Annotated in this window: 13 protein-coding genes and 3 pseudogenes; 9 read left to right on the forward strand and 7 right to left on the reverse strand. The window is 73.2% G+C overall.

The features are described from left to right. Positions 1-158, forward strand: a pseudogene (locus CIB93_RS39350) (SRPBCC family protein); the annotation flags it as partial. 27 nt (positions 159-185) lie between these two features. Here the strand turns inward: CIB93_RS39350 and CIB93_RS35300 are convergent. Then, on the reverse strand, positions 186-1,319 hold the full coding sequence (locus CIB93_RS35300) for a PLP-dependent cysteine synthase family protein (RefSeq protein WP_096632879.1): 1,134 nt from the start codon (positions 1,317-1,319) through the stop codon (positions 186-188). 233 nt (positions 1,320-1,552) lie between these two features. Between CIB93_RS35300 and CIB93_RS35305 the strand changes: the two genes are divergently transcribed. Further along, entirely contained in the window at positions 1,553-1,870 is a 318-nt protein-coding gene (locus tag CIB93_RS35305) for a hypothetical protein (protein ID WP_096632880.1), read from the forward strand. A 254-nt stretch (positions 1,871-2,124) separates the two neighbouring features. Then, positions 2,125-2,643 (forward strand): ATP-binding protein, encoded by a 519-nt coding sequence (locus CIB93_RS35310; RefSeq protein ID WP_096632881.1) that lies wholly within the window; start codon positions 2,125-2,127, stop codon positions 2,641-2,643. 326 nt (positions 2,644-2,969) lie between these two features. Here CIB93_RS35310 and CIB93_RS35315 read toward each other — a convergent pair whose 3' ends face one another. Then, positions 2,970-4,184 carry an ROK family protein gene (locus tag CIB93_RS35315; protein ID WP_096632882.1) on the reverse strand — a complete coding sequence of 405 codons (1,215 nt, stop codon included), beginning with the start codon at positions 4,182-4,184 and terminating at the stop codon, positions 2,970-2,972. Between the two features lie 228 nt (positions 4,185-4,412). Here CIB93_RS35315 and CIB93_RS35320 point away from each other — a divergent pair, with 228 nt between their 5' ends. Together CIB93_RS35320 and CIB93_RS35325 are read left to right on the forward strand one after the other, a co-directional pair. Further along, positions 4,413-5,546, forward strand: a complete 1,134-nt coding sequence (locus CIB93_RS35320; RefSeq protein ID WP_096632883.1) for an MFS transporter — start codon at positions 4,413-4,415, stop codon at positions 5,544-5,546. 141 nt (positions 5,547-5,687) lie between these two features. Further along, positions 5,688-6,461 (forward strand): maleylpyruvate isomerase family mycothiol-dependent enzyme, encoded by a 774-nt coding sequence (locus CIB93_RS35325; protein ID WP_096632884.1) that lies wholly within the window; start codon positions 5,688-5,690, stop codon positions 6,459-6,461. A gap of 48 nt (positions 6,462-6,509) precedes the next feature. Here the strand turns inward: CIB93_RS35325 and CIB93_RS39710 are convergent. Further along, positions 6,510-6,608 (reverse strand): annotated as a pseudogene (locus tag CIB93_RS39710) (DNA-binding response regulator); the annotation flags it as partial. A gap of 6 nt (positions 6,609-6,614) precedes the next feature. After that, the gene (locus tag CIB93_RS35335) at positions 6,615-7,343 is read right to left on the reverse strand and encodes a TetR/AcrR family transcriptional regulator (protein ID WP_096632885.1); all 729 of its coding nucleotides are present in this window, start codon (positions 7,341-7,343) and stop codon (positions 6,615-6,617) included. Positions 7,344-7,505: 162 nt separating this feature from the next. Between CIB93_RS35335 and CIB93_RS35340 the strand changes: the two genes are divergently transcribed. Next, positions 7,506-7,958: a nitroreductase/quinone reductase family protein gene (locus tag CIB93_RS35340; protein WP_096632886.1), complete on the forward strand. Its 453-nt coding sequence runs from the start codon at positions 7,506-7,508 to the stop codon at positions 7,956-7,958. Positions 7,959-8,082: 124 nt separating this feature from the next. Here CIB93_RS35340 and CIB93_RS35345 read toward each other — a convergent pair whose 3' ends face one another. Next, positions 8,083-9,336 (reverse strand): geranylgeranyl reductase family protein, encoded by a 1,254-nt coding sequence (locus CIB93_RS35345; RefSeq protein ID WP_096632887.1) that lies wholly within the window; start codon positions 9,334-9,336, stop codon positions 8,083-8,085. 195 nt (positions 9,337-9,531) lie between these two features. Here CIB93_RS35345 and CIB93_RS35350 point away from each other — a divergent pair, with 195 nt between their 5' ends. After that, positions 9,532-10,896, forward strand: a complete 1,365-nt coding sequence (locus tag CIB93_RS35350; RefSeq protein ID WP_096632888.1) for a dipeptidase — start codon at positions 9,532-9,534, stop codon at positions 10,894-10,896. A gap of 83 nt (positions 10,897-10,979) precedes the next feature. Further along, positions 10,980-11,424: pseudogene (locus tag CIB93_RS35355) on the forward strand (MBL fold metallo-hydrolase); the annotation flags it as partial. 36 nt (positions 11,425-11,460) lie between these two features. Here the strand turns inward: CIB93_RS35355 and CIB93_RS35360 are convergent. Both CIB93_RS35360 and CIB93_RS35365 read right to left on the reverse strand, forming a co-directional pair. Beyond that, complete coding sequence (locus CIB93_RS35360) at positions 11,461-12,498, reverse strand: NUDIX hydrolase (RefSeq protein ID WP_096632889.1); 1,038 nt, start codon at positions 12,496-12,498, stop codon at positions 11,461-11,463. Between the two features lie 149 nt (positions 12,499-12,647). Further along, positions 12,648-13,577 carry an ROK family protein gene (locus CIB93_RS35365; protein WP_096632890.1) on the reverse strand — a complete coding sequence of 310 codons (930 nt, stop codon included), beginning with the start codon at positions 13,575-13,577 and terminating at the stop codon, positions 12,648-12,650. Between the two features lie 197 nt (positions 13,578-13,774). Here CIB93_RS35365 and CIB93_RS35370 point away from each other — a divergent pair, with 197 nt between their 5' ends. Then, positions 13,775-14,803 (forward strand): LacI family DNA-binding transcriptional regulator, encoded by a 1,029-nt coding sequence (locus CIB93_RS35370; RefSeq protein WP_096632891.1) that lies wholly within the window; start codon positions 13,775-13,777, stop codon positions 14,801-14,803. Positions 14,804-14,898 lie beyond the last annotated feature (95 nt).

Here is a 14,898-nt window from a genome sequence, read left to right on the forward strand (position 1 = left end):
CCCCGGAAGGGTCCGGGACCCGGGTTCAGTGGACCTTCGCCGCCGACGGGACGGGGCTGTTCCGCCTGGTGCTGAGCCTGGGGCGGGCGGGGGTGGGCCGGTCCTTCCGGGACGCCGTGCGCCGCCTGGACGCGCGGCTGGCGAGCACGACGCCCTGAACGCGCCGGGGCCCTTCCTCGGCCGGGTCAGCAGGGCCAGGTGCCGGTGGAGAGGAAGTCATCGACGGCGGCGGCGTACGGGGCGATGTCCAGACCCTGCTCCTCCAGCCAGGAGTCGGAGTAGTACTTGTCCAGGTAGCGGTCGCCCGGGTCGCACAGCAGCGTGACGACACTGCCCTTCTCCCCCTGCTCCACCATCTCGGCGATCAGCTTGAACGCGCTCCAGAGGCCGGTACCGGTGGACCCGCCCGCCTTGCGGCCGATGGCCCGCTCCAGGGCACGGACGGCGGCGACGCTGGCCGCGTCGGGGACCTTCATCATGCGGTCGATGGCGCCGGGCACGAAGCTGGGCTCCATCCGGGGGCGGCCGATGCCCTCGATCCGCGAACCGCAGTCACTGGTGGCGTGCGGGTCGTGGTGGGTCCAGCCGTCGAAGAAGCAGGAGTTCTCCGGGTCGGGCACGCAGATGCGGGTGTCGTGCTGGAGGTAGTGCACGTAGCGGGCGATGGTCGCCGAGGTGCCGCCGGTGCCGGCGGTGGCGACGATCCAGGCGGGTTCCGGGTAACGCTCCAACCGGAGCTGCTGGTAGATCGACTCTGCGATGTTGTTGTTGCCGCGCCAGTCGGTGGCGCGCTCCGCGTAGGTGAACTGGTCCATGTAGTGTCCGCCGGTCTCGGCGGCGAGGGCGGCGGACTGCTCGTACATCGTGCGCGAGTCGTCGACGAAGTGGCACTGCCCGCCGTGGAATTCGATCAGGCGGCACTTCTCCGGGCTGGTGGTGCGGGGCATCACGGCGATGAACGGGACGCCGATCAGCTTGGCGAAGTACGCCTCCGACACGGCGGTCGAGCCGCTGGACGCCTCGATGACCGGCTTTCCGGGCCGGATCCAGCCGTTGCAGAGCCCGTAGAGGAAGAGCGAGCGCGCGAGGCGGTGCTTGAGGCTGCCGGTGGGGTGCGTCGACTCGTCCTTGAGGTAGAGGTCGATACCCCACTCCTCGGGCAGCGGGAAGCGCAGCAGATGGGTGTCGGCCGAACGGTTCGCGTCGGCCTGCACCTTGCGGACGGCCTCCTTCAGCCAGGCCCGGTACTCCGGGTCGCTGCGGTCGACGTCCACGGTCGCCGCGGGCCCGCGTACCTGTCCGTGCTCAGTGGTGTCCATCCGCGTGCTCCCGCTTGTCGTGGCTCTGGTCTTCCTCCCTCCACGATATGCCCCCCACCTGCACAAACGGTCGCTTTGATGGTCCATAGCAGTGCCTTTGGCCCACACCTGGGAGGCGGCTGTGACGGGCGGTGCCGCCCGCCGCGCACCGTACGCCGGTGCGCCCTGGCGATCCGGCCCGCGCCGGTGCACACTGCACAGCAGGAGTAGCGACGAAGGGGGGCGAATCCGCAGTGACGGACGTCGAGTTCAGTGCGTCGGGGGTCAGGATCGAACGCTTCACCCGGTCGCTGACCAGGGCCGGTCAGGTGGTCGTCAAGGACGGCAGGCTGTCTCTGCTCACGAGCAACGGGCGGGAGATCGACAGCGCCCCGGTGGGCACGGTCAGCGCGGGCAAGCGGTGGTTCGCGGCGGCGGATTCGGCGATCGCCCGGGTGAACGGCGTGCGCTACCGGTTGACGATGGGGCAGCGCAACCGCAGACGCGACGGGTCCGCTCCGGTACGGCGCTTCCTGGAGGCTCTGCGCAGCGCGCGCGGCCGCCGGACCTGACCTGCCGAGCGGGCGGGGAGTGGCCCGGTCCGCTGCCGCACCGCTCCGCCGCGAGTTGCGGAGCCGTATCCCCTGGGCCACGCTGGTCCCATGTCACTGAAGGTGCACCCTCGGTGACAGAGCGATCCGCTCCACGGGCCGGGTCGCGCGACACGAGCAGACACGACAAGAGCAGAGCGGATGCGGCAGTCAGTCGTCCGCCGGCGCCGTTCGCATCTCTTCTTCTTCCGGACCTATTTCGGGGAGTCGCAGCCGTGATCAGCGAGCCAAGCAGGCACTGCACGGTGGAGCTCCAGGCCCTGCCGTCGCGGATCGGTCAGGTCCGCAGAATCATCTCGGCGCAGCTGCGCTACTGGCATCTCGATCCTCTGATCGACCAGGCAGCCCTGGGCGTCACCGAGCTTCTCACCAATGTCCACCGGCACGCACAGCCGGACAAGTCATGCACCGTCGACATCGAGCTGCTGCTCGACCGGCTGACGGTCTCCGTCCACGACCACGACCCGCGCCTGCCCACGATGAACGAGCCGGACTCGTTCGCCACGTCGGGCCGGGGCCTGGCGCTGATCGCCGCCGTCAGCGAGAGCTGGGGCGTGCGGCCGGTCGGCCCGTCCGGGAAGGCCGTCTGGTTCACCCTCCCGGCGGTCACGGCCGCCTCGACCCTGCCTCCGCTCGCGGTCTACGGGTCGACGACCGACGGACCGTTCACGTCCGTGACCATCACGCCAGACGACCTCGCGGCCCAGCCCGCCCGGTCGGCCGTCGTCGGCTGATCGGGCGGGCAGACCCCTCGGGCGGGGCGGCCGGCCTCCTCGGCGGGGCGGCTTCACGCCGTGCTGCCGCCCGTGCGCCGCCCGAACTGTTCGTCCAGCACGGCGAGTCGGCGCCCGTGAACAGCAGTTCCCTGGGGCCGGGCCCGCCTGAGCACGCCAGGGTGTTCGTCTCGGTCAGCTCCCTCGTTCACGGACGGCGCGGCGCCTTGCTTCCGGCCACTTCCGAGCCTGCCCGCGGGAGGGGGTGCGGGGCGTCGTACGGCGGGCGGCCCTGTGCGTACTCCGGCGGTAGCAGCCGGGCCCCCGAGCGTTCCTCCGAATCCCCTTCAGGCCAGCGCGGCGAGGGGGTCGTCGAGGACCGGCTGCCAGGCCAGTTCGGCGGCGCCCACGAGGCTGTTGTGGGCGAGGGTGCACGGCAGGATCGGCACACTGCCGCTGCGCCCCCACAGGCTGCGGTCGGCGACGACGGCACGCAGCCGCTCGGCGTCCGCCTCCAGCAGGTCGCGGTGGAGTCCGCCGAGGATGATCCGGTCCGGGTTGAGGATGTTGACCAGGCCCGCGAGGCCCAGCCCCAGGCGGTCGATCAGCGCCTCGGCGGCGTTGCGTACGTCGGCGTCCTCGTACTCCGTACGCAGCAGGTCACCGGCCTGCTTGAGGAGCGACTCCTCCGGGCCGGGGTCGCGGCGCGCGGTGGTGAGGAAGGCCAGCGGGTCGGTCTCCACGTCGAGGCAGCCGCGCCCGCCGCAGTGACAGGGCCGGCCCTCGGGGTTCACGGTGAGATGGCCCACCTCCAGCGCCAGGCCCGAACTGCCGCTGTGCAGGCGGCCGTCGAGGACGAGGGCACCGCCGACGCCGCGGTGGCCAGTGGCGACGCAGAGCAGGTGCTGGGCACCGCGCCCCGCTCCGTGCCGGTGTTCGGCCAGGGCGGCGAGGTTGACGTCGTTGCCGGTGAACGCGGGTCCGGCGATGCCCGCTTCACGGACGCAGGCGGCGAAGATGTCCCGGACCGGGGAGCCCGCGGGCCAGGCGAGGTGCAGCGGGTTGAGCGCGGTCCCCTCGGGTTCGGCGACCGCCGACGGCACGGCGAGCCCCGCGCCGACGCAGCGCAGCCCGCTCTCGCGCAGCAGCCGAGCCCCCGCGGCCACCACCTCGCCGAGCACCTGCGCGGGATCGGCCATCACCGCGACGCAGCCCGGCGATGTGGCGACGATCCGGCCGCCGAGTCCGACGAGCGCGGCCCGGAAGCCGTCGGCGTGCACCTGGGCGGCGAGGGCGACGGGGCCGGTCTCCAGGACGGCCAGCCGGTGCGAGGGGCGGCCCTGGGAACCGGCCGCCGACCCGGGGCTGGAGTCGACCCGGATCAGCCCGAGCGCCTCCAGTTCCGCGGCGACCGCCCCGGCGGTGGCGCGGGTGACGCCGAGTTCGGAGGTGAGGACGGCCCGTGTGGGGGCGCGTCCGGTGTGGACCAGTTCCAGCGCGGGCCCGAGCGCGCTGCGGCCCCTCTCCAACTTCGTCCGGGTGGTGGTCGCCTTGCCGTTCATGGGGGCGAGTCTCCCATGATCCGAAGGCGCCCCGGACGCCGAGGGACCCGGTAGCGGGCACCGCATCGCCCCCGGGACGTGCGGTGCGCGGCGGTGTTGCGTCGGCTGGCGGGGCGCCCCTATGCTGATTTTGTGCCGCAACTAAACAAACTGCGGACGGCCCTACCGGGGGGACCTGGCGGAAACACCGCCCCACTCGCGTCGGCCCGCCTCCGTACCGCGCTGACCGTGTTCTTCGCTCTCGACGGCTTCCTCTTCGCCGGCTGGGTGGTCCGTATCCCGGCCATCAAGCAGCAGACCGGAGCCTCCGCCTCCACCCTCGGCCTCGCCCTGCTCGGGGTCTCCGCGGGCGCGGTGATCACCATGATGCTCACCGGCCGCCTCTGCCGGCGTTACGGCAGCCATGCCGTCACCGTGGCCTGCGGCGTCCTCCTCCCCCTGAGCATCGCCCTGCCCGCGCAGACCCACTCGCCTCTCTCGCTCGGCCTCGTCCTACTGGTGTTCGGCGCGGCGTACGGCGGGATGAACGTGGCGATGAACAGCGCGGCGGTCGACCTGGTCGTCGAGCTGCGCCGCCCCGTGATGCCCAGCTTCCACGCGGCGTTCAGCCTCGGCGGCATGATCGGGGCCGGGCTCGGCGGGCTGGTCGCGGGCGGCCTCTCCGCCTCCGCCCATCTCTTCCTCCTGGCCGGGGTCGGCCTCCTCGTCACCGCCGTCGCCGGACCCTCACTGCTGCGCCACCGCCCGGCCACGGCTCCGGAGACAGCCGTACCGGAGGCCGTCGGCCCGCGCCCGGCCCAGCAGCGGCTGACGCCCCGGGCCCGCCGCATCGTCGCGCTCTTCGGCGTGATCGCCCTGTGTACGGCGTACGGCGAAGGGGCCCTGGCCGACTGGGGCGCGCTGCACCTGGAACAGGACCTGGGCGCACACCCCGGACTCGCCGCCGCCGGATACGCGGTGTTCGCCCTGACCATGACGGTGGGGCGGCTGACCGGGACCCTGCTCCTGGAGCGGCTCGGCCAGACCCGCACCCTCGTGCTCGGCGGGGCGACAGCGGCGGCCGGCATGCTGCTCGGCTCGCTGGCGCCGACCGCGTGGCTCGCGCTGGCCGGGTTCGCGGTCACCGGCCTGGGGCTGGCCAACATCTTCCCCGTCGCCGTGGGCCGGGCCGGCGAACTGGCCGGGCCGAGCGGAGTGGCCGCCGCGTCGACACTCGGCTACGGCGGGATGCTGCTGGGCCCGCCCGCGATCGGCTTCCTCGCCGACTGGTTCTCGCTGCCAGTGGCACTGACGACGGTGGCCCTGCTGGCCGCGGCGTCCGCCGCACTGGGCTACGGAGCCCGCAACGCCACGCACGCGTGACCGGCCCCGTGCGCCTGACGGCACTCCTCCGGTCGATGGCCCTGGGCCGGTTCGTCCGGCCGGTGCGCGTGGCCGGATCGGCCGGATCCCAGCGCCCGCAAGGCGCTTGACGCCCGGCACGGCCCTGGCACAATCGCCGCCATGAAGATCGCCGAGCACATCACATCGCTGTCCGAGGAGGGGCGGCTGCTCGCGGCCGCCGCCGAACAGGCCGGCACGGGGGCAGCGGTCCCGACCTGCCCCGGCTGGCAGATACGCCATCTTCTGCGGCACACCGGCATGGTGCACCGATGGGCTGCCGCCTTCGTCACCGAGGGGTACACCACCTACCACCCCGACAACGGCGAACCCGCCCACGACGGCGCCGAACTCCTCGACTGGTTCCGCGAAGGACACCGCCATCTGGTCCGGTCCCTGGAGGACGCCCCCGCCGACCTGGAGTGCTGGACGTTCCTGCCCGCACCCTCACCACTGGCGTTCTGGTCCCGCCGCCAGCTGCACGAGACCGCCGTGCACCGCGTGGACGCGGAGTCCGCACTCGGCGGCCCCCTCACCTCGGTCGCGGCGGACCGCGCGGCCGACGGCATCGACGAACTCCTCACCGGCTTCCACGCCCGCCCCAAGAGCCGCGTCCGCTCCGGAACCCCCCGGACCCTGCGCATCCGGGCCGTGGACACGGACGCGACCTGGAACGTACGCATCTCGGACGAACCGCCAAAAGCCGTCCGCTCGTCGAGCACCGCACACGGACCGGACACCCCGGAGCGCACGGAGGACGCCGACTGCGAACTGAGCGGCACGGCCGAGGGGCTCTACCTCACCCTCTGGAACCGCCTGCCGCTCACCGCCGTCACCCTGCGCGGCGACCGCTCGGTCGCCCGGCTCTGGACGGACAACGCCGCGGTCACCTGGTGAGGACGGCCGCCCCGGGTCACCCGAGCCAGCCGGGGCCGACCAGTCCCGCACCTCCCGTTCCCGTTCGGTGAGCCGGGCGAGCGAGGCGGCGGCCGCGGGTTCCTTCGAGCGGGCGGCGAACTCCGCGATCAGTCGGCGAGGCACCCCCTGACATCACACGGTCCGGGCGCCCAGCAGACCGACCGAACGGGCCAGCCCCTCCACCGCCTGCCGGAACAGCGGCTCGCGCGCCTCGACGACCCGGTTGAACTGACCGAACAGCTCGAAGGAGATCAGGCCGAACAGCTGGGCCCAGGCGGCGACCAGGGCCGCGACGGCCGCCGGAGGCAGGTCCGGGGCGAATTCGGCGGCCATCCGCTCGGCGTCGGAACACAGCTCCGGCGCGAGAGTCGGCACGGCCAGGCCGTCGGCCCGGAACGCCGTGCGCAGGATGTCGATGAAGGCCAGGCCCACCCGGGACGCGGGTCCCACCGTGTCCATCGGGGCGGTGTACCCGGGAACGGGCGAACCATAGATCAGGGCGTACTCATGGGGGTGGTCGAGCGCCCACTCCCGTACGGCCATGGCCACCGCGATCCAGCACTCGGCGGGCGGCGCGGCAGCCTCGCACTCCGCCGCCGCGGTTCCGCCGTGCTCCGCCGCCGCCCGTTCCGCGGCCTCGCCGATCGCGTCGAACGCATCGACGATCAGGGCGGTGAGCAGGTCGTCCCGGCTGGGGAAGTAGCGGTAGAGCGCGGAGGAGACCATGCCCAGCTCCCGGGCGACGGCCCGCAGCGAGAGCTTGGCCGCACCCTCCGCCGCGAGCTGCTTCCTGGCCTCGCCCTTGATCGCGGCGGTCACTTCGATGCGGGCACGTTCCCTGGCCCCTCGGATGGCGCTCATGCGCTCAGTGTGCCATGCGTTCGGAGCACCGAACATGAACGAGAGCAGTGCTCTTGCTTTTGAGTCCCCCTTACGTGCACACTGATCTCAAGCGAGAGCACCGCTCACTCAAGGTCGCAGCGGCGTCCTTACGGTCCTCACGGTCCTCACTCGGGAGTCACCATGGCGCAGACGTACTACCTCCGGGCCGGCGCTTCCGCCCGCCGCCTCAACCAGGTCGTCGGCTGGCTGGCCCGGCACGGGATCAGCCTCATGGGCTCAGCCGAGATGTCCGTGCGCGGACGCAGGAGCGGACAGATGCAGCGCCTCCCGGTCAACGCCCACACCTTCGAGGGCGAGCGGTACCTCGTATCGGCCCGGGGCCATTCACAGTGGGTGCGCAACATGCGCGTCGCGGGCGGCGGCGAACTGCGGCTGGGGCGCAAGGTCAGTCGCTTCGCCGCCGTCGAGATCGCGGACGACGCGCAGAAGGCCCGGATCATCCGGGCCTATCTGGAGCGGTGGGGCTGGGAGGTCAGCCAGTACTTCCAGGGGATCACGGCGAAGTCCACGGACGCCGAGCTGCTGGCCGCCTGCCCGGACCACCCGGTCTTCCGCGTCACGGTCACCGACTGACCGCTCCCGGCCAGGGAGTGTCCGGCGGATCAGGGCCGGATGGTCCGCGACGTCTGGTGCGGTGCGTCGCAAGGCGCTGGAACGTCAACGCCGCGAGGTGTCGCACCGGACGCCGCGGCCCCGGTCATGATCCGTCGGACACGCCCTGGCGGTCCATCGCGGTCAGCGCCCGCTGCGCCAGCGGGTGTCTGCGGACCAGCTCGGCCAGCGACGTCGTCCCCCGGGTGATCCCGGCGAACGACTTCCAGGCCGGGCGGAAGCCGGTCAGCACCGCGTGCAGCAGGCCCGGCCGGCGCTCGAACAGCTTGAGCATGCGGCGGCCGACCCCCATCTCCACGCCCAGACCGGCCTTGATGGCGAAGGCGTAGTTGAGCGCCTGGCGGCGGGCGTCCACCGCGTCGCGCGACTCGGCGATCCTGACCGCCCACTCCCCCGCGAGCCGGCCGGAGCGCAGCGCGAAGGAGATGCCCTCGCGGGTCCACGGCTCCAGCAGTCCGGCCGCGTCCCCGCAGACCACGACCCGGCCGCGCGAGAGCGGCGAGTCGTCGCTGCGGCAGCGGGTGAGGTGCCCGGAGGAGACGGCCGGTTCGAATCCGGCGAGGCCGAGCCGGGCGATGAAGTCCTCCAGATACCGCTTGGTGCCCGCTCCGTCGCCGCGCGCCGAGATCACGCCCACGGTCAGGGTGTCGCCCTTGGGGAAGACCCAGCCGTAACTTCCCGGCATCGGGCCCCAGTCGATGAGGACCCGGCCCGCCCAGTCCTCCGCGACGGTCGCCGGAACCGGGATCTCCGCCTCCAGGCCGAGGTCGACCTGGTCGAGCTTCACCCCGACATGGGCTCCTATCCGGCCCGCACTGCCGTCCGCGCCGACGACCGCCCGCGCGAGCACCGTCTCGCCGTCGGCCAGCACCACGGCGACCGTTCGCCGGTCGGGGACGGCGGGACCGTGCTGCTCGACGCGCACCACCGAGGCTCCGGTGCGCAGTTCGGCCCCGGCCTTCTGTGCCTCCTCGACCAGTCCGGCGTCGAACTCCGGGCGGTTGATGAGCCCGAAGAGCATGCGCCGGGAGCGCCGGGTGCGGGTCAGCTTCCCGTTGAGCGAGAACGTGACCGCGTGGATCCGGTCCTTCAGGGGCAGTTCGAACCCCGGCGGCAGCGCGTCGCGCGAGAAGCCGATGATTCCCCCGCCGCAGGTCTTGTACCGCGGCAATTCCGCTTTCTCCAGGAGCAGGACTCTCCGGCCCGCCACTGCCGCCGCGTACGCCGCCGATGCGCCGGCGGGTCCGGCGCCGACCACGACGACGTCCCAGACGGACGACTCCTCCGGCTCACGTCCAGCGTCCGGCTCACGTCCGGCGTCTGCGTTCTCGCTGCTCACGATGTGCTTCTGCTCCTGATCCGACCAGTGGCCCCAAGCTGCTCACGGCATCCTACGGCGCGTTCCGGCCAAGCCCTCCTGTGGGAGGATCGGCCATGATTTTGTCGTACATGCGTCGTCGCACGAACGGCGTCGTACACGGTCGCGTACACACCGCGTCCTACCCTTAACGTCGCACCCACGAGGAGCGTGCCCATGACCGCCCGTCCGATTCCTGAGACCGTTGCCTCGCTGATGCCCCGTGCGCGGGCGGAGCTCGCCGAGCTGGTCGCGTTCCAGTCGGTGGCGGACCCCGCGGTGTTCCCGCCGAGCGAGTGCGAGGCGGCGGCGAACTGGGTCGCCGACGCGCTGCGCGCCGAGGGCTTCGCGGACGTCGCCCTGCTCGACACCCCGGACGGGAGCCAGTCGGTCTACGGGTTCCTGCCCGGCCCGGCCGGTGCGCCGACCGTGCTGCTCTACGCGCACTACGACGTGCAGCCGCCGCTGGACGAGTCGGCCTGGCTCTCCCCGCCGTTCGAGCTCACCGACCGCGACGGCCGCTGGTTCGGCCGGGGTGCGGCGGACTGCAAGGGCGGGTTCATCATGCACCTGCTCGCGCTGCGCGCCCTCAAGGCGAACGGTGGCGTCCCGGTCTCGGTGAAGGTGATCGCCGAGGGTTCCGAGGAGCAGGGCACCGGCGGTCTGGAGCGGTACGCGCAGGCGCACCCGGAGCTGCTGGCGGCCGACACGATCGTCATCGGCGACACGGGCAACTTCCGGGTCGGGCTGCCGACGGTCACGGCGACGCTGCGCGGCATGACGATGCTGCGGGTGCAGCTGGACACCCTCGAAGGGAACCTGCACTCGGGGCAGTTCGGCGGCGCGGCCCCGGACGCGCTGGCCGCGATGATCCAGCTGCTGGCCTCGCTGCGCGCCGAGGACGGGACGACCACGGTCGACGGCCTGTCCGGTGACGCCGACTGGGACGGACTCCAGTACCCGGAGGCCGAGTTCCGCCAGGACGCCAAGGTGCTGGACGGGGTGGAGCTGATCGGCGCCGGTACGGTCGCGGACCGGATCTGGGCGCGGCCCGCCGTCACCGTCATCGGCATCGACTGCCCGCCGGTGGTGGGCGCGACGCCGTCCGTGCAGGCGAGCGCGCGGGCGCAGATCAGCCTGCGGGTGCCGCCCGGTCAGGACGCGGCCGAGGCCACGAAGCTGCTCACCGCGCATCTGGAGTCGCGCGCGCCCTGGGGTGCGCGGGTCCGGGTGGAACAGGTGGGTCAGGGCCAGCCGTTCCGCGCCGACATGACGAGCCCGGCGTACACGGCGATGGCGGACGCGATGCGCGAGGCCTACCCGGGCCAGGAGATGCAGTCCTCCGGGATGGGCGGCTCGATCCCGCTCTGCAACACGCTGGCCGGTCTCTACCCGGAGGCCGAGATCCTGCTGATCGGCCTGAGCGAGCCCGAGGCGCAGATCCACGCGGTGAACGAGAGCGTCTCGCCCGAGGAGCTGGAGCGGATGTCGGTGGCCGAGGCGCTGTTCCTGCGGAACTACGCGGAGTCGAAGAAGGCCTGAGGCGGGGCCGGGGACGGGGGTGGTACTGCCGGTCCGCCCCTCCCGCGCCACGCCCCCGGCGAAGCCGCCCAGAGCGTAGATCCGTGCGGCGGGTGTACGCAGCTGCGTACGTTCGCCGCACGGATCTCGTCGAGGTACTCCCCCAGTTGCGCATGTTCCGCTTCCGGATCGGTCAGGCCTGCCTCTGGCGCGACGGGACGGGCCTCACCCTGATCGACGCGGATGACATCGGACCGGCCGCCGCGATCGAGGAGGCGATCCGCTCGCCCGGCCCGGATCCGCCGTATCGTCCTCACCCACGGCCACCGCGACCACTACGGCGCCGCGCAGGAGCCGGCGGACCGCCACGGCGCCGAGATCCTCGCCCACGCGCTGGACGCTCCGGTGATCCGGGGCGAGGTCGCCGTACCGGAACCGGACCTGCTGGACTGGGAACGGCCGTTGTTCGAGCACGGGCTGACGGTCCCCGAGGCCCCGCCCACCCGGGTCGACCGTGAGGTGCGGCACGGCGAGGTGCTGCCGTTCGGCGGCGAAGGGTGCGTGAAGGGCCCCCGGGCGCGCCGCTCAGGCCACCGGGACCCCGGCCTCCAGGTTGAGCACCGTGGACCGTTCGCGTGCTCGCAGGGCCCAGCGCAGCCGCTCGTACCGGGTGGGCGGCAGCATCTCCGCGGCCTCCTCCTCGGTGACGAAGCGCCAGCCGCGCAGCTCGGAGCCGGGCAGCAGCAGGCGGCCGGCGTCCTCGGAGCGCAGCAGACCGCCGTCGAAGAGGAAGCGCAGCCCGCCGTAGCCGGGCGGGCAGGGCGGCTCCCAGTCGACGAGCAGCAGGGTCGGGACCCGGTCGAGGTGGAGGCCGGTCTCCTCGGCGACCTCCCGGATCCCCGCCTGTGCCGGGGCCTCGCCCGCCTCGACCACCCCTCCGGGGAACTCCCACCCCGGCTTGTAGGTGGGGTCGACGAGCAGCACCCGGTCCTGCTCGTCGAAGAGGAGGACCCCGGCGGCGACGGTCTCGGCCGTCGGCGGGGGGCTCTGGACGATGGCGCACGGCGCGGCGCTGCCGCTGCGCACGGCCTCCGCGATCCGCTCGGCGGTCTCGCGGGGGGTGAGGGCGCTGTTGTCGACGGTATGGGCGTCCTCGGTGATCCAGCCGAGGGCGTCGCGGTACGGGGCGATGTGCTCGTACGCCCACCGGCGCGCCCGTTCGCTCTGCTCCTCGTCGCCGGGGAACTCCTCCCGGCCCGAGATCCGACTGCGCAGGATCGTTTCCTCAGGTGAGAGCACCACATGCCGGACGGGGATGCGGCGGGAGGCGAGGCCGCCGAAGATCTCGTCGCGGTACTCCTGCCGCAGCAGGGTCATCGGCACGACCAGCACCCCGGGCGCCTCTGCCAGCAGTGCGGCCGCCGTGTCCACCACGAGCCGCCGCCAGATCGGCAGGTCCTGGAAGTCGGTGACCTCGGCGAGTCTCTTCTGGGGCAGCAGCCCGCGCAGCCCGGCGCCGGTGATCTCCGGGTCGTACAGCGTGCTGTTCGGGATCAGGTCGATCAGTTCGCCCGCGGCGCTGGTCTTGCCCGCACCGAACGCACCGTTGATCCAGACGATCACGGGTCCCCCTCTTCCGTAGCCCCCTGTGGCTTGCCCGCTCCACCCTGCCGCGGAAACCCCGACGGGCGACGGCGTTGCCCGGATATGGCCGTCCGGACCGTTTCGGGGCCTCCGGCGTCGCGCCGCGGGGGCTGCCGGGACAGCGGCCCTCAGCGCAGCGCGATGGCCGCGGCGGCGGCTCCGACCAGGCCCGCGTCGGTGCCCATCACGGCGGGCGCGACGGTCAGCCGACGGAGGTAGGAGAGCGTGGCGTAGTCGCGCAGGCTGCGGCGGAGCGGCGCGAAAAGGACGTCACCGGCCCCGGCCACTCCCCCGCCGATCACCGCGATGTCCAGGTCCGCCAGGGTGGCCGTGGCGGCGATCCCGGCCGCCAGCGCCTGGGCCGCACGCTCGTAGGAGGCGAGGGCGACCGGGTCCCCGGCGCGGGCGGCCACGGCCACCGCGGCCGCCGACGCGTCGCCGTCCGGGCCGGGCCGCCAGCCGCCCTCCAGCGCGCGGCGAGCGATGTTGGGGCCGCTGGCGATGCCCTCGACGCACCCGCGCGAACCGCAGGGGCACGGCTCGCCGTCCAGGTCGACGCTGATGTGCCCGATGTGACCGGCGTTGCCGGAGGGGCCGGGGCGCAGGGTGCCGCCGAGGATCAGTCCGCCGCCGACGCCCGTCGACACGACGAGGCACAGCGCGTTGTCGTAGCCGCGGGCCGCGCCGAGCCAGTGCTCGGCCGCGGTCATCGCGACCCCGTCGCCGACCAGCGCGACCGGCAGCCCGCCCGTCGCCTTGTGTACCCGCTCCACCAGCGGGAAGTCGCGCCAGCCGGGGACGTTGACCGGGCTGACCGTACCGGCGGCCGCGTCCACCGGGCCGGCGCTGCCGATGCCCGCGAAGCCCGCACGGCCCCACAGCGGCGAGGCCGTCAGCTCGTCCAGGACCTCGTCCACGGCCCCCATCACCGCCTCGGCGCCCTCTCTGGCGGGCGTCGGCCGCTGCGCCCGCACGAGGAGGGATCCGCCGCCGTCCACCAGCGCTCCGGCGATCTTGGTGCCGCCGATGTCGAGCGCGGCGACGAGGTCGGTATGCATCGGTGTGGGCTCTCCGGATCGGTGAAGGGGCGGGACCTGCGGGTTCCGGCCACAGTCTGCACAGTCTCCATTCTGTTGACAACGTTGTCCAGGGCCTATGCTCGACGCCACAGCCTCCGATCACCCCCACGGAGCCCCGCAGGGGCCCGGCCGGAGCGCCCGCAGCCCCGACCGTATCCGACGACAGGACAGCGCACGTGGACCGGACCACCCGTCATTCCGAGACTCGTTACGGCAACCGCCCGACCATGAAGGACGTGGCGGCCCGGGCAGGAGTCGGCCTCAAGACGGTCTCCCGGGTGGTCAACAGCGAGCCCGGCGTCACGCCCGACACCGAGCGCCGCGTGCAGGAGGCGATCGACGCGCTCGGCTTCCGCCGCAACGACAGCGCGCGCGTGCTGCGCAAGGGCCGTACGGCATCCATCGGACTGGTCCTGGAGGACCTGGCGGACCCGTTCTACGGCCCCCTGAGCCGCGCGGTGGAGGAGGTGGCCCGCGCGCACGGAGCGCTGCTGATCAACGGCTCCAGCGCCGAGGACCCGGAGCGGGAGCAGGAGTTGGTGCTCGCACTGTGCGCCCGTCGCGTGGACGGCCTGATCGTGATCCCGGCGGGCGACGACCACCGCTATCTGGAGCCGGAGATCAAGGCGGGCATCGCCACGGTCTTCGTGGACCGTCCGGCGGGCCGAGTCGAGGCCGACATGGTGCTCTCGGACAGCTTCGGCGGCGCCCGGCAGGGCGTGGCCCACCTCATCGCGCACGGCCACCGCAGGATCGGGTTCATCGGTGACCAGCCGCGGATCCACACCGCCACGGAGCGACTGCGCGGCTATCACGCCGCGATGAGCGACGCGGGCATCGCCGTCGAGGACGACTGGGTCTCCCTCGGCTCGACCGGGCCCGGCCGGGTGCGGGCGGCGGCCGAGGCGATGCTCGGCGGGCCCGAGCCGGTCACCGCGTTCTTCGCGGGGAACAACCGGGTGACGGTGACGGTGGTCCGGGTCATCGCGGAGCGCGAACGGCCGGTGGCGCTGGTGGGGTTCGACGACATCGAGCTGGCCGACCTGCTCGGGATCACCGTGGTCTCGCAGGACGCCGCGGCGGTCGGCAGGACCGCGGCCGAGCACCTGTTCCGCCGCCTCGACGGCGCCGATCACGCCCCGGCGCGGGTGGAGCTGCCGACGACGCTGATCCCGCGCGGCTCGGGCGAACTGCCGCCCGCCTGAGCGCGCGTGGGCCTGCGCCCGCCCGCCCGGGCGGCCCGCGCCCACGTGAGCCGTCGGGCCGTCGGGCCGTCGGGCCGTCGGGCCGTCGGACTCCG

This window comes from Streptomyces sp. WZ.A104, assembly GCF_002382885.1.
Lineage (GTDB): Bacteria > Actinomycetota > Actinomycetes > Streptomycetales > Streptomycetaceae > Streptomyces.